Origin of the sequence: Roseivirga seohaensis subsp. aquiponti, assembly GCF_001267955.1 — a bacterium.
GTDB lineage: Bacteria > Bacteroidota > Bacteroidia > Cytophagales > Cyclobacteriaceae > Roseivirga > Roseivirga seohaensis.
Genome location: NZ_JSVA01000010.1, coordinates 145,833 through 164,514, shown reverse-complemented (window position 1 = coordinate 164,514; position 18,682 = coordinate 145,833). Strand labels below are relative to the sequence as shown.

General features: G+C 38.7%; 12 protein-coding genes. 1 reads left to right on the top strand and 11 read right to left on the bottom strand.

What is annotated here, in order from left to right; genetic code table 11:
- Positions 1 to 2: 2 nt before the first annotated feature.
- Genes OB69_RS10230 through OB69_RS10220 form a run of 3 tightly spaced genes read right to left on the bottom strand, consistent with a single transcriptional unit; the run spans position 3 to position 3,768 of the window.
- A complete protein-coding gene (locus OB69_RS10230) occupies positions 3 to 1,775 on the bottom strand; it encodes an ABC transporter ATP-binding protein (protein ID WP_053223631.1) in 1,773 nt (590 codons plus the stop codon).
- Between the two features lie 4 nt (positions 1,776 to 1,779).
- On the bottom strand, positions 1,780 to 2,526 hold the full coding sequence (gene truA, locus OB69_RS10225; protein ID WP_053223630.1) for a tRNA pseudouridine(38-40) synthase TruA: 747 nt from the start codon (positions 2,524 to 2,526) through the stop codon (positions 1,780 to 1,782).
- Between the two features lie 42 nt (positions 2,527 to 2,568).
- Positions 2,569 to 3,768 carry an acetyl-CoA C-acyltransferase gene (locus tag OB69_RS10220; RefSeq protein WP_053223629.1) on the bottom strand — a complete coding sequence of 400 codons (1,200 nt, stop codon included), beginning with the start codon at positions 3,766 to 3,768 and terminating at the stop codon, positions 2,569 to 2,571.
- 190 nt (positions 3,769 to 3,958) lie between these two features.
- Between OB69_RS10220 and OB69_RS10215 the strand changes: the two genes are divergently transcribed.
- Positions 3,959 to 4,459 (top strand): DUF4293 domain-containing protein, encoded by a 501-nt coding sequence (locus tag OB69_RS10215; RefSeq protein WP_053223628.1) that lies wholly within the window; start codon positions 3,959 to 3,961, stop codon positions 4,457 to 4,459.
- A gap of 17 nt (positions 4,460 to 4,476) precedes the next feature.
- Here OB69_RS10215 and OB69_RS10210 read toward each other — a convergent pair whose 3' ends face one another.
- The 8 genes from OB69_RS10210 to OB69_RS10175 form a co-directional block, all read right to left on the bottom strand.
- A complete protein-coding gene (locus OB69_RS10210; RefSeq protein WP_053223627.1) occupies positions 4,477 to 5,718 on the bottom strand; it encodes a DUF4249 domain-containing protein in 1,242 nt (413 codons plus the stop codon).
- A 26-nt stretch (positions 5,719 to 5,744) separates the two neighbouring features.
- Positions 5,745 to 6,989: a DUF4249 domain-containing protein gene (locus OB69_RS10205; protein WP_185096897.1), complete on the bottom strand. Its 1,245-nt coding sequence runs from the start codon at positions 6,987 to 6,989 to the stop codon at positions 5,745 to 5,747.
- 97 nt (positions 6,990 to 7,086) lie between these two features.
- Positions 7,087 to 8,337 carry a DUF4249 domain-containing protein gene (locus tag OB69_RS10200; RefSeq protein WP_053223625.1) on the bottom strand — a complete coding sequence of 417 codons (1,251 nt, stop codon included), beginning with the start codon at positions 8,335 to 8,337 and terminating at the stop codon, positions 7,087 to 7,089.
- Positions 8,324 to 10,546 carry a hypothetical protein gene (locus OB69_RS10195; protein WP_157608541.1) on the bottom strand — a complete coding sequence of 741 codons (2,223 nt, stop codon included), beginning with the start codon at positions 10,544 to 10,546 and terminating at the stop codon, positions 8,324 to 8,326. The genes OB69_RS10200 and OB69_RS10195 overlap by 14 nt, the downstream gene beginning before the upstream one ends.
- A gap of 5 nt (positions 10,547 to 10,551) precedes the next feature.
- Positions 10,552 to 13,344, bottom strand: coding sequence for a carboxypeptidase-like regulatory domain-containing protein (locus OB69_RS10190; protein ID WP_053223623.1), 2,793 nt, complete (start codon positions 13,342 to 13,344; stop codon positions 10,552 to 10,554).
- The gene (locus OB69_RS10185) at positions 13,341 to 14,045 is read right to left on the bottom strand and encodes a hypothetical protein (RefSeq protein WP_053223622.1); all 705 of its coding nucleotides are present in this window, start codon (positions 14,043 to 14,045) and stop codon (positions 13,341 to 13,343) included. The genes OB69_RS10190 and OB69_RS10185 overlap by 4 nt, the downstream gene beginning before the upstream one ends.
- Positions 14,046 to 14,507: 462 nt before the next feature.
- Complete coding sequence (locus OB69_RS10180) at positions 14,508 to 17,555, bottom strand: efflux RND transporter permease subunit (RefSeq protein WP_053223621.1); 3,048 nt, start codon at positions 17,553 to 17,555, stop codon at positions 14,508 to 14,510.
- A gap of 3 nt (positions 17,556 to 17,558) precedes the next feature.
- Positions 17,559 to 18,623 carry an efflux RND transporter periplasmic adaptor subunit gene (locus OB69_RS10175; RefSeq protein WP_071387059.1) on the bottom strand — a complete coding sequence of 355 codons (1,065 nt, stop codon included), beginning with the start codon at positions 18,621 to 18,623 and terminating at the stop codon, positions 17,559 to 17,561.
- Positions 18,624 to 18,682: the final 59 nt, after the last annotated feature.

Below are 18,682 nucleotides of genomic sequence, written 5' to 3'. Positions count from 1 at the left end.
ATCTATACTGTTTTCACTTCTTTGTACTGCATTTTATACAAGTTGGCGTAGAATCCACCTTTATCTAAAAGTTCTTGGTGGCTACCAATTTCCTTGATTTCACCTTTATCGAGCACGATTATTTTATCCGCATTCTGAATGGTAGAAAGCCTATGGGCAATCACAATGGCTGTTCTTCCTGTCATCAGTTTTTCAATGGCATGTTGAATCATTTCCTCTGTTTCTGAATCTACAGAAGAAGTGGCTTCATCGAGCACTATAATTTGAGGATCGTACACCATGGCGCGCACAAAGGAAATCAATTGGCGTTGCCCTACCGAGAGCGTAGCACCACGTTCCATTACATTATAATCGTAGCCACCTGGCAGTCGTTCAATAAACTTTTTTGCCCCAACAAGTGCTGCAGCTTCCTGAATTTTCTCATCAGAAATATCAGGGTTACCCATGGTAATGTTATAGCGAATGGTATCTGAAAACAAGAAAACATCTTGCAAAACCACTCCTATTTTTTCACGCAAAGCAGAAAGGTCATATTCTTTCAAATCATGACCGTCAATTTCAATGGTGCCTTTATTGATTTCATAAAAGCGGCTCAAAAGATTGATGATGGAAGATTTTCCAGCTCCCGTTGCTCCCACCAAAGCAATAGTTTCTCCTTCTTTAACTTCGAAAGAAATATCTTTTAGTACGTATTCTTCATCATTATAAGCAAACCAAACATTCTTGAATTTTACATCTCCTTTGAATTTTTCAGGCATATAAGTGCCTTCATCGGCAATGTTTTCATTGCTATCTAAAAGGGTGAAAATCCGGTTCGAACTTACAATCCCCATTTGTAGGGTGTTAAACCTATCAGCAATCATCCTTATTGGGCGGAAGAACATTTGAAGGTACATAATGAAGGAAATGATAAGGCCAGGCCCAATGCCAGAGTCATTCAAAATACCCCTTGCACCGTACCAAACCACCATACCAATGGCCGCTGCTTGAATAATTTCTGCCACAGGAAAATAGATAGCATAATATAGCACTGACTTAATATGTGCCTTTTCATGCTCCTTATTTATCTTTTTGAATTTATCGTATTCGCGTTCTTCAGCATTAAAAATCTGAACAATGTTCATTCCTGTTACATGCTCTTGCACATAAGAATTTAGGTTAGAAACTGCGTTCCGAACATCGTTAAAAGTGACTTTGATTTTCTCTTTGAAAATGTAGGTACTGAAAATAAGCAGCGGCAAAGTGGCTAAACTGATCAGCGTTAATCGCCAATCGAGGTAGAACATAAAGCCCATGATGAAAACGAGCTGAAGCAGGTCGCCAATCAAGGCTGCAATGCCCTCGCTAAATACATTTGAAAGTGTTTCAATATCCGAAACATTTCGAGTTACCAACCTACCGATTGGAGTTTTATCGAAAAACTTCAACTTCAGTTTTAGAAGGTGCTCGTAAAGTTTTATGCGTATGTCTTTAATAATGGTTTGCCCCACCCAGCCCGAAAGATAGGTATGGGCGTATTGCACAATGGCCAAAACAACCAGATGGATGACCAAAATAATCAGCATGGTCATTAGGCCTGCGTAATCGCCTTGCGGCACATAAGTATCGATGGAAAGTTGCACGATGTATGGCCTGATAGGCACCAAAACAGCGAGCAAAACGGTAAGAAATACGAGTAAATAAAATTGCTTGAGATAAGGCTTAGCAAAGCGAAAAAGTCGCTTAAGCACTTTAAAATCAACAATATTACCGCTTTTAACTTGTTCTTTTTCCAAAGGATTAGTTGCTATATAGAGAACTAGGATACGTAACTTTCGACAAAAACAGGCCTTTTGGTGGAGCTGCATCACCTGCGGCAGTTCGATCTTTTTGCTCTATAATTTTTTTAAAATCTTCTACTGTTATTTTTTCGAGGCCTACTTCGAGCAAAGTACCGACCAAGGCCCGCACCATACCCCTGAGAAACCTGTTGGCAGTAACGTGAAAAACCAAAGAATCGTTCTCGATTTGCCATTCCGCTCTGGTTATGTTACAAATAAAGTTATTCACATCGGTTTTTACTTTGCTAAAGCTTTCAAAATCTTGAACTCCCAATAACTTAGAGGCCGCTTGGTTCATTAAATCTATATTCAATGGTTTGGGAAAATAATAACTCAGCTCTTGTAAAAAAGGATTCTTGTTTTGGTTTACATAGTATTCATAAGCCCGTTCGGTAGCATTAAATCTTGCATGCGCATCGGGTTTGACTTCCAAAATGCTGTTAATCACAATATCGCGAGCAAAAAAACGATTTAGCCTAAATTTCAATTGCTCAACATCAATTGCTTCTGCGGTATCGAAATGAGCAATTTGCTGTTTAGCATGCACGCCAGCATCGGTTCTACCACTTGCCATAATGGGGGTTTGGACGCCTAATAATCTGAAAAGTGCGTTCTCAATCTCGGCCTGAAGCGTATGAGCATTCTTTTGGATTTGCCAACCATGGTAGCTGGTTCCTTTGTAGCTGATGTCGATGAAGTATCTCATTGAGCACGAAGTCGGAAGACCGAAGTCAGAAGTAGTTCTAAATTACAGTTTCTCGTAAATAATGGCCGCTCCTTGACCTACGCCAATACACATGGTTGCTAAGCCGTATTTCACGTTTTCACGTTTCTGCATTTCGTGTAGCAAAGTAGCCGAAATTCGAGTTCCACTTCCGCCCAGTGGGTGACCGATGGCAATTGACCCACCGTTTACATTCACAATGTCAGGATTCAACCCGAGTTCTTGAACACAAGGAATGGCTTGTGCCGCAAACGCTTCATTTACCTCGGCCAAATCAATATCGCTTGCAGTAAGTCCTGCTCTTTTTAATGCTTTTTGAGTAGCCGGAATTGGCCCTACCCCCATGCAGTCAGGAGAAACACCTGCAATGGCCATAGAAACTACTCGCGCCATTGGTTTTAAATTGAATTGCTTTAAAGTGGCTTCATTCACAATTAAACTTGCGGCAGCTCCATCATTAATTCCTGAAGAATTACCCGCTGTAACAGAGCCCCCTTTTCTAAAAGCTGGCGCTAAAGTACCTAGTTTTTCTACAGAAGAAAGTCTAGGATGTTCATCCTTATCAAAGATGATAGCATCACCTTTTCGTTGCGGAATTTCTACTGGTGCTAATTCATTTTTAAATTTTCCAGCCTCATGAGCCGCCTGATATTTCAACTGTGTATGGTGCGCAAATTCATCTTGTGCTTCACGGCTCACTTTCCATTTTTCAGCTACGTTCTCGGCTGTTTCGCCCATACCGTATGGATAGTGTAATTCTGAAAGTTTAGGGTTAATAAATCTCCAGCCAATTGTAGTATCATACATTTCGGTAGCCCTACCAAATGCGGTTTCAGATTTGCCCAAAACGAAAGGGGCGCGCGTCATACTTTCTACACCGCCAGCGATATACGCACCCGCTTCGCCCAACATCAACGCACGCGAGGCATCCATAATTGACTGAAGCCCAGAAGCGCATAGACGGTTCACGGTAACTCCACCTGTTTCAATAGGTAAGCCAGCCAAAAGCAGCGCCATTCTAGCCACGTTACGGTTGTCTTCTCCGGCTTGATTAGCTGCTCCAAAAATCACATCTTCCACAAATTTAGGATCGAAAGAAGGGTTTCGCGCCATCAAAGCTTTAATGACATGAGCCGCTAAATCATCAGGGCGAACTGATGCCAATGTGCCTCCGAATTTTCCGACTGGGGTTCTTACGATATCAACGATATAAGCAGTTTCCATAAACAAATTTGGGTTTGTGATTTTCGAGACACGAATTTAACTCAAATTAAATAGCAAGGAAAAGATTTACCAGAATAGACAAATCAACTACATTCTTTTAGATGAAGATCATTAGCCTAATTCTTGATGAATTAAATGACTTCCAACTCAAAGTGATTTGGTTATATTTGCAGCATAATTCAAAAAAGACATGATACAGCGAATTCAGAGCATTCTTTTATTAGGCGTTTCTATTTGTATGGGTATGGTTTTAGCCTTCTACATTTGGAGCGAAGTAAACCCAGAAACTTCAACGGGAATTTTATTTTCACCTATGGAAATGAAGGTGATTGATATGGGAGAAATGCCTCAAGATTCTTCTGACGATGTAATCACGCAAACTGAAAGTACTTGGTATTTGGCAGCATTGGCTGTTGCGGCTTCTTTAGTGGCTTTGTTTTCTATTTTCCAGTTTAAGAACAGATTAAACCAAATGAAATTGGGCGCACTTAACTCGCTTTTAATGGTTAGTTATTTGGGCGTATGCTTTTTTAAAGTAAACCAATTTGAAGAAATAGTAATGCCACAAGTGCAGGGCGGTTTTCACCTTGGCTTTATGTTGCCTGCTGGAGCCTTAATTTTAAATGCATTGGCCAACCGTTTTATTCGTAAAGACGAGCAACTGGTAAAGTCGGTAGATAGAATTAGGTAGCAGAAAACGGCAAAAGCCTATTGCCACCATTCTGGTTTTTGAAGACTACCTCTTTTTCTGCAATCAACGCACTGCTTGTAGGCGAAATATTTAACTCCGCTCCAAGGTCTATAATCGAAAAGTTCATATCGTTCGCGTACTGGAATTTCTACTGGCCTGACTTCTGAAGGAAGATCCCCAGCTTCATAAAAGGTTTTCATACTGTACTCATATTCTATAATGGAGCTCCCTACACAAGGTTGATAAACATATTCAAAAACCTCTTGATCTAAATCGGAGAGTTCTAGAAAGACCCTTTTACTACTTTCTCCGGAAGCCTCAAAATAACCAAGTACTTTTTCGTCAGGAGGAGAATCGATGGAAGAAATATTACCTACAATTACGCCTTGTTGCTTGTCAAACAATGAGCCATTCGATTCATTGAACAATTCAATTTTTCGATAGTAGCTATAGGCCTCAGCACTTATGGCCCGTTGTGTCACTTCAATAGAGTACATGGTAGTTATATCAAATTCGGATGCTGCTGAAAACTTTATGGGTACTTCCAGCAACTCTCTATTAATATTATTAATTGAAGTGCCTAGTACTACTTCATCAAATCTACTTTCTCTATAACATTCACTAATGTCTTCATTAACCTCAAAAAAATACCATACATCGTTATCGTATACCGCCTCCCATTTTTTAGGAAAAGGGACAATAATCTGATAAGCATCAGTCCATTCATAACGATAAAACTGGGTACTTTGACTGTCATCTTCTACATCAATAAAAAACTGAATCCCTGGGGTGGAAATAGCTTCTTGACCAACAGGTTCAACAACAAAACGATTATAAATTTCTGTGATTTCTGGCGCAGGAACCAATTTCTCAACAGATGACTGATATCTTTTTCCTTCACGAGTAGTAATAAAAAGCGTGTAGCTTTTTCCCGCTTCTCCTGCAAAAGAAGCTGAAGAAAGGTAATTACCTGAACTTTGTTCTGTAAAGTATGTGCGAATCCCCAGATTATCTTCTACCCAAACTGTGGCGCCAGTTGCAGCATTGAATGTATCATCTACATCTCCATCGATAGGCGAGGTGTAAAACAAACGTACTTCATGGGCTTTTGCCTGATCAGAAATATTGGCATCTACCACCAATAACTTCTCATAGGTAAAAGAAGCTGTATCTATTTCTTCGATGCATGCAGTAGGGAGCGAGAGCACTAAACATATGAAGCAAAACTTCGCTGTTATTTTGTAGGTAGTGTTTCCCATTGTTATTAATTATTTTCTAAAATTTGCTATGGCCACCACTCTGGTTTTCCAAGACTTCCTCTTGTTCTACAGTCTATACAAAGGCGATGAGCTAGGAACTTTGTATCAGTAAATGAATCATAATCATAGACCTCATAAAAAGCGCGTCTAACTAATTCATCCCCCAATAAATCCTCCGGAACGCCATTAGCTTTATAAAATAAATTTAGATCTCCTTCAAACTCCAGGGCATAATATTCTTCGCAGGTTCTGACTACATAGTCCATTACTTTTTCATCTAACTGAGAAGGTTCTAGAAAGACTCTTTTGCTGCTCTCTCCAGAAACTTCAAAATAACCCAATACTTTTTCGTCTGGCGAATCCATTGATGAAATATTACCCACAATTGCACCATGCTGTTTATCGAATAATGAGCCGTTTGATTCATTGAATAGTTCTATCTTACGATAGTAGCTATACGCTTGAGCACTGATTGCTCGCTGAGTTACTTCAATAGAATACATGGTGGTTACATCGAATTCAGAGGCCTTTGAAAACCTAATCGGTATTTCACGTAACTCGCCATTACTACTAGCCGAGGTGGCAAGCACTACTTCATCGAACCGACTTTCTCTATAGCACTCAGTAACATCAATATCGAAAGGAGCAATCACCCAAATGGGATCCCCTATACCATATATAGGGGTTGCTTCATATTTTTTCAGATAAGGGACTATCACCTGGTGCGCATCAGTCCATTCATAACGATAAAATTGGGTGCTTTGACCAGCATCTTCTACATCGATAAAAAACTGAATTCCTGGTGTAGGGTTAGCTTTTTGGCCAATCGGTTTAATAGCAAATCGATTATAAATCTCACTTATTTCTGGTGCAGGCACCAATTTCTCAACAGATGACTGATATTTTTTTCCTTCACGAGTAGTAATAAAAAGCGTGTAGCTTTTTCCCGCTTCTCCTGCAAAAGAAGCTGAAGAAAGGTAATTACCTGAACTTTGTTCTGTAAAGTATGTGCGAATCCCCAGATTATCTTCTACCCAAACTGTGGCGCCAGTTGCAGCATTGAATGTATCATCTACATCTCCATCGATGGGCGAGGTGTAAAACAAACGTACTTCATGGGCTTTTGCCTGATCAGAAATATTGGCATCTACCACCAGTAGTTTTTCATATGTAAAAGAGGTTGTATCTATCTCTTCAATGCAGGAAGTTGCGAACAAGACCAAGAGTATTAAGTAAACTTGAGTCAATGCTCCTTCTGTTATCCTTTTCATTCTGATCCTCTTTTCCATTTTCTTTAAATCATGTAAGATTGGAAGAGTCATATTGAAATAACTCTACATTGAAGAACTACATTTCTTTCAATTCATATTATTGCCACCATTCTGGTTTTCCTATACTACCCTTCTTTCTACAGTCTGCACAAAGGCGATGTGCCAAGAATTTAGTGCCAGTATACTGATCGTAATCGTAAAGCTCATAAAGTTCACGTATAGGAATTACAGAGCCTCTCAAATCTTCAGGAAGGTCGGTAGCTTCATAAAAAGTATTTAATGATCCATCAAAAGCCATAGCTGAATATGTTTCACAAGGCTTGGTTACATATTCATAAACTTCAGGGTCTAGCTCAAAAGGAGCTAAAAAAACCCTTTTGCTACTTGCGCCAGCCACTTCGAAATAACCCAACACTTGCTCATCAGGAGAGTCGATAGACCGAATATTCCCTACAATTATTCCTTGCTGCTTATCGAACAGCGAACCGTTTGATTCGTTGAAGAGTTTAATTTTTCGGTAGTAGCTATAAGCCTGCGGGCTAATAGCTCGCTGTGTAATTTCAATAGAATACATGGTGGTGACATCGAAATCAGTAGCTGGAGAAAAGCTAATTGGTATTTCACTTAACTCACCGTTAATATTTGTTGCTGAGGTGGCCAGAATCAGTTCGTTGAATTGGTTTTCTCTGTAACACTCCTGCACATCTTCATTAAAAGGGGTAATTCTATAGAACATTGCTAAACCCACATAATAAGGCGTGGCTTCCCACTTTTTGACAAAGGGAACCATTACTTGATGAGCATCAGTCCATTCATATCTATAAAATTGAGTGCTTTGGTCTGCCTCTTTCACATCGATAAAAAACTGAACTCCAGGTGTAGCGCCCCCCTCTTGGTCAGTTGATTCAATTGCAAAACGATTGTAGATGTCACTCACCTCTGGTGCTGCCACCAATTTTTCGAATGAAGATTGATATCGCTTTCCGTCATTGGTGGTAATAAACAGCGAATAGCTTCTGCCTGCCTCGCCAGCATAAGTGTCAGCAGTAAAATAAGCACCCGCACTTTGTTCATAAAAATCAACACGATTGCCAAGGTCATCTTCTATCCAAACCTCTGCTCCTATAACTGCATTAAAAGCATCATCAACATCTCCATCTACTGGAGTAGTATAAGACAAACGGACTTCATGAGCTTTGGCTTGGTCAGATATATTGGCATCTACCACCAAAAGTTTATCATAAGTAAAAGAAGCTGTTTCTATCTCTTCAATACAAGAAGTAGTAGCAAACACCACCAACATTAACAGCCATAGTTTGGCTAATGTCTTGTAATTAACCTTTTTCATTCGTACGCTCTTTTACCTTGATTTTTTTAATTATTGAAACTGGTATTCCTTCTTCTGTAAAACCTTCAATCACCAATTCAAAATCCCCTTCTACATCTGAAGTATTGAATTGAATTTGTTCTACTCCGTCTTCGGCTACCTCATATTCAGGAGCCCACAACAATTGAATTCTAGCGTCTGGAGTTCTCAGGTCTTCTAAGGGGTTTCCTCCTGCAGTTTTTGATTCTGCTTCAGGAGTTAACAAACTGAAGGCCATGTGATTGTTTTTTATTTCAAAGCCTCCAAGGTTGCCTTCTATAGTTTTAAAACTTAGTACTCCATCTGCGATATAAGAGCCTAAAAAATAGCGTTTATTGGCTATATCTACACTTTTTATTCTGTATGGGCTGAATTCTAATAAATCGGGGGCGTGAACAGGCACACCATCTAGCAACACCAATGACTCCAGCTCAAAATCAAAGTTTGAATCTAAATCGTAAACCACAAAACGTTTCACGCCACGTCTCTCTCTTACTCCCGCCACAGAAATGTACTCTACTAAATGCTCTTTTAAAGTACGGAACCTTACATAATCATCGAATTCGTAATGAGCATTAAAGGCATTCATTGTTGGTAAAATATTATTTTCAATTTCTGAAGAATCGATAAGCGGTGTGAAGTAGGCGTTTTCTAGCTGACTGATGATACTACGCTCTCTAATTTCTGCAAGTTGGGCTGTATCAATAATTACTGGAGAGAAATCCAGCTGATGTTGCTTCTTAAAGTTATCGCTGATCTCAAAGGAATATTCGCTTTCAAACTCAGGCATGGCAAGGTGAGCGTCAGTTTGCTCTCCTCTATTCATTGTTTGGTACTCGAGCAAAAATCGCCCCTCACTGTCTGTTCTTGCTACAGACATATTCAGAATTTTTTCACCGGTCAGGCTAAGTATAACATTTTTATTTTCCACAGAAGCTAAACCACTTTCTGCTTTCAATACACCTTCAAGCAATTGATAACGGTACTCTGGTAAAAATGAAATGCTGGTAGGTAATTCTTTTTCCTCTATTCGATAAAAACTTGCTGCATTTTGTAGTTCAGTGTAATCAAGATTTTCTGGTAAACTCAGACCTTCTTTAGAGAAAGCCGCATGCATTTGCGGTGTTTGGTTGCCAAATGATTTACGAATAGAAACACTATAATTTCCTTTGGCAAGCTGCTGCTCAATTACGGCTGGCGATCGGGTTTCAAGAATAGTTGGTGATGTTTCTAAACCAAGTTTTGTATTGAACAAAGGAACCACATAACTTAACCTTCCTTGGTTATCTTTAAAAGAAACCCTTAAAACATCATAAGGTAATTCTGTTCTTTTTATTCTAATTGGGTAGGTGCTCTGTACATCGCGCTCTAAAACTACGTTTCCTTGATGCTCAATGTAAAGCCTACCACCTTTCACATCACCATACGGCTTCAATTCAATTTCAGCATTGGTATGCAAAATATTTAGCCCCACACCTGTGTCCGTAGCAGAAGGTAGGTTAAAGAATTTAAAACCTCCTTCAGGGTTTTCAATAAGCATTTGGTAGGACTTTCCCTTTTCAGGGGTAATTTCAAAAGCACCAAAGCCATTGGCATCGCTATTAATATCTACTATTTGCTTTCCATCTTCGCTAATTACTCGGCCTTTCCTTATCAACGGTTTATTGCCTTGGCTCACTTTAAAAACCACATTATTGGCAGTATTTGCTATTAAAACACCCGAAACCGTATTAAATTCTACCGTTACGTCTTCAGTTAAAACATCTGCATTTGTATGCCCTTTATATGGGTTTATGAATATAAGTGGAGCTTGGGTTACATCATCGAAGTTTCGCATCCAGCGAGTGTAAGCCACAAGGTAGTATTTACCGGTTTCTATATTAGATGGAATGAAAAATTCCCCGCTGGCTTTTCCATTTTCTAGCTGGTGTTTTCGTTGAAAAACAACTCCTCCTTCACCTATTAATTCAACATAAAGGTATTTACTAAGAGCCGAAGGTTTGTTTGTTGTATTACTTAAACAGAAAGTTGAATACTGAAGGGTTTCTCCTACAAGTAAATCGTGAGTATTAACATCGATAAACACTCGCTCTCTTACATTTTCGGTTTGAGCTAAAGCATTTATAATTGCTACAAAAAACAGCGTAATTATAGCCAAAAATCGGTTTGTTCTTATGTGAGTTATTTTCATCCCCATCAGAATTTAAAGTTGTAAGAGATGGTCGGGATTGGCGAGCCAAATACAGATAGTTTGTATCCTTTTACTACCCCATCTTCTAAATCGAAGTAAAGAGAGAATGGGTTTTTCCTACCAACGAGATTATAAATTGAGACAGACCAGAAAGAGTGAGCCCCTTTAGTTATTCTATGCCCCCATTTTAAGGTAAAGCCCAAATCCATTCTGAAATAGTCTGGAATTCGGTATTCATTCCTATTGGAATAGTTTAAAATTTCAACCCCGTTCAGTTTATAAAGTCCTGTAGGGAAAGTAATAGGTCGGCCTGTGCTGTAAGCAAGGTTATACGATACAGTAAACCTTGATGTAATTTCATAGTTACTCACCAAATTGATAGTGTGTGGTTTATCGTAATTGGTAGGGAAGAACTTTCCGTTATTGACCGTTTCCTCATCAAACTCTCCATCTAGCTTTATAAAAGTACGTGCATATGAATAGTTAAACCAACCGTTCAATCGACCTGTTGATTTCTTCAAAGACAATTCTAAACCGTATGATTTTCCAGGACCTTGAAGCGCAATAGATTCAATTCTGTCATTTAGCAGAAAATCAGCTCCTGTTTTAAAATCGAGCAGGTTATCTAATTTCTTCGCATATAATTCAAGTGAAGTTTCTAGTTCACTATTTAAAAAGTCTTCATAATAGCCGAGCGATATTTGATCGCCAGTTTGAGGTTTTATGTAGCTGTTTGAAAGCCTCCAAATATCAGTTGGCGACAAAGATGAGCTGTTAGATAGCGCATGCAGGTACTGTCTGCTTTTATCGTAACTGAGCTTTACAGAACGACTATCGCCTAACATATACCTTGCGGCCAATCGTAATTCAGGACCTTGATAAGTTTTTATAAAATCACCTTTTCCATGGATTGCCTGACCTGTCTGAGTATCGGCATTCTTTGGAGCATTTTCTAAATAAAGGCTGGTAACTCCTGGACCTAAATATGTGAAAAAGCTATATCGAAGACCATAATTAAAACTGAGTTTTTCATTGATTTCGTGCTTATCAGAAACATAGAGCCCTCCTTCAATTCCTTGTTCTGGACTTAGTTTAACGGTAGCGGCAATAGACTCTTGGCCAATGGGGGACTTAGTGCCTGGATTGATGTCATATCTTTTTGCTTCCAATCCAAAATTGAGCTGGTGAGCAGCCTGCAAATCCTTATTAATATCAAGTTTTGCTCCATACTCTTTTATTCCAAAATCTTGACCAAAAGCATTTTTCACCAGCTGGGTTGACTCGAAGTCATACTCATATTTGCTGTATGTAGCTATTAGAGAAGCATCCATAGTTTCGTTTACTCTGTGTAGCCATTTAGCGGAAGCCATTTCATTGATATAAGAGAAATCAGAGAATGAAAACAGTGTATCAGAACTTAATCGGAAGTCATCCTTACTCAGGTAAGCCGAAAGTGACAATTTGTTTTCTTGATTGATTTCATGATCGTATTTAACAATAAAATCACTAAAAGAAACCTTGTTGCCTTTGAAATCCGAATGAGCCACACTCTGAAGAATCCAATCAGAATAGGTAACCCTTCCACTGGCCAAAAGAGACGATTTACCTTCTATTATGGGAATTTCAGCCGTTACTCTAGAGGTAATTGGTGACACCCCGCCTTCCACAACAAGTTTTTCTTTATTGGCTGTTTTGGCTGTGATTTCAAAAACTGATGACAACCTTCCTCCACGACTGGCAGGAATACCACTTTTGAATATTTCCATTCCCTGAAGGGCGTCAGAGTTGAATACTGAAAAGAAGCCCATAAAGTGTGATGCATTATATACTGTAGCGCCTTCGAAAAGGAATAGGTTCTGATCAGATTTTCCTCCCCTAACATTAAACCCTGCAGCGCCTTCTCCTACGGTTTGAATACCTGCAAAAGTAGTGGCAACTTTTAAAATGTCTTTTTCACCCAAAACCACTGGTACTGTTCTAGATTGTTCAACATTGAGTCGTTCAACCCCTGTAGTTAATCGCTCAATATTGGCTCCTCTATTGGCTTCTACAACTACCTCATTTAAAGCAATTACATCTACATCCATCCCGATATTCAGCTGGCCATCTGAAAAGAGAATAATATTTCTTCTGGCTCGCTTCATTCCAGTGAACTGCACTTGCAGCTCATGTTTTCCATTCGGGATATTCAAAGAATAAAAGCCATCTTTACCAGAAATAGATCCCTTATTACCATCGGATGTATATACAAGAGCTCCCTCTACTGGCTCTCCAGTCATATTGTCTTTAATATACCCCACCAGCGTTGAATTACTTCCCGCTTTAAACTGCGCTCTACTTCCCACTTCAAAAACATAATTTTCTAGGTCTTTGCTGTTCTGCGTTTCGCCCTTAAACTCTTTGGTAAAAAGAAGCTCTTTCGCTTCGTCTACCTTCGGTTCTTCTTTACGTTTATTCGCTTGAGCTAACACATTACTTACAATTTCAGGAGTAGTAATAATGGTAATTCCGTTAGTTAAATACACTTTTTTCCCATCTAGGTAAAACCTTAAAGGAGTGTTTTCAACAAGCTTGTTTAGTGCAGCCTCTAAAGGTGTTTGATTAAATACACCCGTAAACTGTAGTGAATCAATCCACTCCTTTTTATAGAAAAAAGTATAAGCCAAGCTGGCTTCCATATCTAAAACAACCTTTTCGAACGGAGCGCTTTCATATGTTCCAGAAAAGGTTGGTTGATTTTGCTGGGCAAAGCCATTGAGGCTTAGAACCAATAAGCTAATTGCGATTACTTTTCTCATTGGATAGAAAGGTTATCACAGTACTTAGCCAAGTGGATCAGGAAACTTTCCTTACCCGTTCTATTTATTTCACGAGATTCTTGAGATCGCATAAACTTTTTTATTTCCTTTTTGTGTGTTGGGAATTGTTTTAGATAAGACTTTCTATTCTTAATGCGCACCTTCTCATTATTTGTCAATAAAAAGAGTTCATCCGTACGTGCATAGTCAAACTCACGATTTTGGATAACCAGCCGTTTGGAGCTTTCTTTAACTAGTGAAAGCTGTTCTCCCTCAAAGATTATCAGGTAGTAGCCTGTTGCTTCATTCTTTGGTTTGAATATTCCGGCAGGAGTTCTAAACCAATTAACCAGTTGTTGATCTAGGGTAATGGTTTGCTTATTCAAAGGGTGCGAGATGTAAGCAAGCTGCTGCTCTATATCATACTTAATGCGAACATTATCGTAGCGCTGATTATCATACATAATGCTGGCCTTCATCCAGTCCAGCGTATTCTCTGTAAAAAAAGCATTGACCTTTGGCCTTTGTGAAGCCAAGCTTGCGAGCACTCCTGTCATCGGTTTAATATTTACCGAATCGAAACGTGCACTGTACCACGTGTTAATATCTCCCTCTAGATTAAAATCCTTTAGGTTGTATTGTTGTCCATACACCTTAATTTGAATAAGTATAAGGAGGGTTATAAGAGAAAGTCGAATCATAATGTAAGAAAAAAAGAAATGACAGCTATTTGTATTTTAACATTTATAGTTCAAATAATCAAAATTTAGAATAGTGCCGCCAAATATATAAAAGATATAAGATCAATTGCAAGTATATTTATGAGGGCTCTATTAATTAATTACTTACTGGTATCTGTTGTTCAACAATCAAGACACCCCTGACCCTGAATAGGTTGTGTTAGGTGGGTACAATTTTCCATGATCGGCCATATCTGTCTTTTTACAAACTTTGAATTCCTAGATAGATAAAAGCAAAACGCTAAATATTGGATAGGTTACAACTTAAAATTAGCAATGTTTTACCCTGCAATTGATGGTCATGGATTGAAGGAGCTGGAAAGTAATGTTCTAACTCAAAAATTAGTACCGAATAAAAGTGGGTAGCATTCAAGCATTTGTAATAAAAACGCTGTTCAATGCCCATCTGCTTTTACCGAAAATTCAATCCCTTTTCTTACTAATTACCCAGTAAGACAACGGAACAAAAAACAGGGCGGTAAAAGTACCTATGGTCAAACCGCCTATAACCGTGTAAACTAGCGGTCTTTGCAAGTCTGCACCAATTCCGCTTGAAAAGACAACTGGCAATAATGCTAAAATGGTTGTAATCGAGGTCATTAATATAGGCTTGAGCCTTATTTGACCAGTTTTTGCTATGGCATTCTGTAATATTTGGCGTTTGGTATTTGTAGAATCGCTCAACGAAAATTCTTCCCTTAACCTGTTTATGGTATCAATTTTTAGAATGGCATCGTTCACCATAATTCCTAGCATTACAATTATACCAATGGCCGACATTACATTGAGCGTTCCTCCACAAATCATTAATACCAAAAGCGCACCCGATATACCAAGTGGTAAAGTGAAAATTACAATTAAAGGCTGAACTAATGATTCGAACTGAGCAGCTAAAATGAAATAGAGCAGGAGTACAGAAATCATTAAAATGAAAATCAACTGCTGAAGGTTTTCTCGTCCTTGAAAATATGCTCCATCAAAATCGACAGACAGACCGTATTGAGCTGCCTTTGCTGGCAATTGCGCTTGTAGTTTTTCAATAGAAGCGTCATCAAGGTTCTCCCATTCTAAACTCTGATAAATCCCCGTTTTATCAGCGGTTACAGCTTTGATGTCTTTAATGTATTCGAATTTAACAAAGCTCGAAAGCGGATACGATTGATTTCTTCTTCCTTGTACGGATATGCCATTTAGCTTACTTCTAAAATCCTCTGATCCGCGTTGAATCCAAATTGGTGTCACCTCACCAAAACGTCTGATTTCAGTAACCATATAACCATCCAAAGCTTTTGAAAGCGCATCTTTCATGGCGTTTTCTGAAATACCATAAAAAGACAAAGCTTTATTGTCAATCACGGCTTCCATAGACTCACCAAACTGAAAACCATTTCCTGGGCGCGGTGGCTCATTTACAATTTCTGCCACATCGTTTTCAAGCTTAGCAAGCATTTCTTCGTCAAGGCGTTCATTACCAGAAAGCTGTTTCCACTTTACGATAAAGAATTTTTGGTCTGAGCTAAAAATTTGATCGAAAGCGTTTGGAGCATCCTCTACCTGAAATGAAGCATTTCTATAATTATTCGTTAAAAAAGCCGTCAGCTTTTGCTCTAAATCTAATTTAGCTTCAGTAGACTCGGACTTGAAATACATTTCAGCACTTTCAATAGAATTACTCTGTTCGGCCAATAAAAATTGCTTCAACCCAATATCAGATTCGCTTTGAGTAGAACCAGCTGTTTTAGCTATGAGGTCTAACACTCTTCTTTTATTTTCTTCAGCATCAAGGGGTTCGTTCCATTGAATGGTTACCAAAGTCTCTGTTTTCTCAATGGCCGGCAAGCCCTTTTTATGAGCGCCAATAATCATAAAATAAGCCAGAGGAATTAAGGCAATCAGTAGAATAAGGCTTATGGTTTTAAATCGCCAAACCACACTAAAAATGGCTTTGTACAATTTCAAAATCCCTTTAAAAATAAGACTATCTTCCTTTATTGGCCTTTTCAGGTTTTCAAAAAACTTACGATAAAGCAAAGGCAATAGCACGAAAGCTACCATTAATGATGTACCTAGAATGATAGCTACGGAAAGCGCTTGATCATAAAACAATGCACCCGATAGCCCATTAAGGAAAACTAAGGGAACGAATACTGCCAATGTGGTCAATACAGAGCTAATAAGTGGGGTCATTACTTCATTTACCCCTTGCACACAGGCTTCCACTATATCCAGTCCATCTTTCCTTTTTCTAGTAATGTTGTCGATCACAATAATTGAGTTATCGATCAGCATTCCTAAACCAAGCGCTAAGCCACTTAGTGAAATAATATTTACAGAAAGACCAAAAGCATAGAAGAATAAAAAGCTTATCAGAAGTGAAATAGGAAGTGTAATTCCCATCATAATAGGCATTCGCACATTTCCCATAAAAAGAAAAAGTACCGCGAAGGCGAAGATGCCCCCATAGATAAGGCTGGTTTTTAAGTTATCGATTCCAGCATTAAGCAAAATTGATTGATCTTGAGTAAGCTCAAAATTTGTTTGAGGATAATCCTTTTTAAACTCCTCCACTGCTTCATAAAGCAATGGTGTCAATTCTGTCATTTTGGCCTTGGCCTGCTTATGAACCGTTACCACCAAGCCCTCTTCTTGATTACTTAAGTGATAGCCCTGCCTTTTATCGGACTGAAACTTAACTTCAGCAATTGCACTTAACTTAATTACATCACCTTCTCTATTAATAATTGGAAGTTGTTCAATCTCATCAATATTATCTAAGCGGTTGGCAATTCGCACAAAATATCGATACTGACCATCCTTTACCGAAAGTCTACCTAAATCGCGATTGGCTCCCTGTAAAACCTGATCAATTTGTTGTTCGGAAAGACCAAGAGCTCTAATCTTATCTAAATCTGGGGTAATGCTTATAAACTGACCTTGAAAACCATTTACGTCTACAATAGAAACTCCACTGATTTGTTCTATTCTTTTCTTTAAAACTCGGTCGGTTAGTTCTGATGTTTGTGTGTAGTCACTTCCTTCTTTAGGAATTACCTGAATTCTAGCAATTGGAATGTCTGAAGTATTGATTCGTACCACTTGCGGCCTATCCATATCACGCGGCAGATTTTCCTGAAGCCTATCAATCTTTTCATTGATCTCGATGTAGGCCAAGTCCATTCTAGTGCCAAACTCAAATTGTAATTTGAGCATTCCAGTTTCACTATTAGCAATACTTTCAACCGACTTTAGGTTATTTAGCGTGTTTAGCGAAGTGCGGATTGGACTGAGGATGCTATTCTCAATAATGCTAGGCGGGTTATTAGGGTAGTTTACCTTAACTATAATAGCAGGCACCTCTATATTGGGCAATAAAGAAACCGGCAACCTTTGTAAAGCTAAAAAGCTAAAAAATAAAATACCTATAAAGCTGAGGAATACCGCAACAGGTCGATTGATCAGAAATTTAACCATTGCTTACTGGTTAGAGTTGGTGAGGTCTTCTTCGGCAATGCTAACTTTAGCATCGTGCGCTAATTGAATATTGTTGGTCAGTACCACTTGGTCTCCTTCTTTTAGGCCGTCTAGCACTTCTACATCCGTTCCGTTATCAAGTCCTATCTCTACATATTTCCACTGAGACATTCCATTTACTACAGTAAAAATAACTGGCTTCCCTTGCTTAATCACTACCGCTTCTCTCGGTACAATAATGTGCAATTCTTGAGGCACACGTATAATTGCGCTAGCACTCATGCCTGGCAAAAGGCCTTCTGATTGGTTCAATTTTAATTCTATCTGAACCATTCCTTCTTCATTCACCCTTGGGTTGATCTCATTTACAGTAGCCAAAAAAGATTGATCTCTTCGTGCTAGCGGATAAACGTCTGCTACAAGGCCACGTTTTATATAACCAAAGTCGGGCTCTAAAACCTTGGCGGTAAGTGTAAGGCTTTTATCATTGTAAATTGAACAAAGTACTTTTCCTGCCGAAACAAGACTTCCCTCCTTTGTTTCTAAATCAACAATCACACCGTCAGAAGGTGCCTTAATAATGGTGTTCTCTAAATTGATTTGGGCTTCTCGTAGATCAATTCTAGCTCCCTTCATTCCAGAGTTCAATTCAAAAGTATTGGTAACATCCTTGTTAATATTGCTACCTCTTGCAATCGAGTCATTACGGTAATTTAGATACGCTTTATCAAAGGCTACCTGAGCTTTTTCTAGGGCAAATTTTTCTTTATCGTTTTGCAATTGACCAATGACCTGCCCTTTTTTAACCCTTTGTCCGTTTTCAATATTGAGCTCTTTTAAATATCCGCTGGTTTCAAAAATAATTTCCAGTTCATAGTCGGACTCGATAGTACCAGTAGCACTTACTAAAAATTCGAAAGGTCTGTATTCTGCTGTTGCTACTTTTACCTCAGTAGGTTGCACTTGTTTTCTTAAGGCTTCTTGGTCTACCTCTTCAACCTTTACGGTTTGGTCTTTACAAGCTAAACACAATAGAAAACAGGTCGATATCAAAAAAAATCTTTTCATAATAGTCCAAAATAATGCTAAAATATGATTTCAAAAAACTAATTGACTAGTTATTTAAG

Coding starts and splice junctions, on each gene's coding strand:
- truA (WP_053223630.1), bottom strand. CDS start 2,526: ATGAGATACTTCATCGACATCAGCTACAAAGGAACCAGCTACCATGGT.
- OB69_RS10220 (WP_053223629.1), bottom strand. CDS start 3,768: ATGGAAACTGCTTATATCGTTGATATCGTAAGAACCCCAGTCGGAAAA.
- OB69_RS10215 (WP_053223628.1), top strand. CDS start 3,959: ATGATACAGCGAATTCAGAGCATTCTTTTATTAGGCGTTTCTATTTGT.
- OB69_RS10210 (WP_053223627.1), bottom strand. CDS start 5,718: ATGGGAAACACTACCTACAAAATAACAGCGAAGTTTTGCTTCATATGT.
- OB69_RS10205 (WP_185096897.1), bottom strand. CDS start 6,989: ATGAAAAGGATAACAGAAGGAGCATTGACTCAAGTTTACTTAATACTC.
- OB69_RS10200 (WP_053223625.1), bottom strand. CDS start 8,337: ATGAAAAAGGTTAATTACAAGACATTAGCCAAACTATGGCTGTTAATG.
- OB69_RS10195 (WP_157608541.1), bottom strand. CDS start 10,546: ATGAAAATAACTCACATAAGAACAAACCGATTTTTGGCTATAATTACG.
- OB69_RS10190 (WP_053223623.1), bottom strand. CDS start 13,344: ATGAGAAAAGTAATCGCAATTAGCTTATTGGTTCTAAGCCTCAATGGC.
- OB69_RS10185 (WP_053223622.1), bottom strand. CDS start 14,045: ATGATTCGACTTTCTCTTATAACCCTCCTTATACTTATTCAAATTAAG.
- OB69_RS10180 (WP_053223621.1), bottom strand. CDS start 17,555: ATGGTTAAATTTCTGATCAATCGACCTGTTGCGGTATTCCTCAGCTTT.
- OB69_RS10175 (WP_071387059.1), bottom strand. CDS start 18,623: ATGAAAAGATTTTTTTTGATATCGACCTGTTTTCTATTGTGTTTAGCT.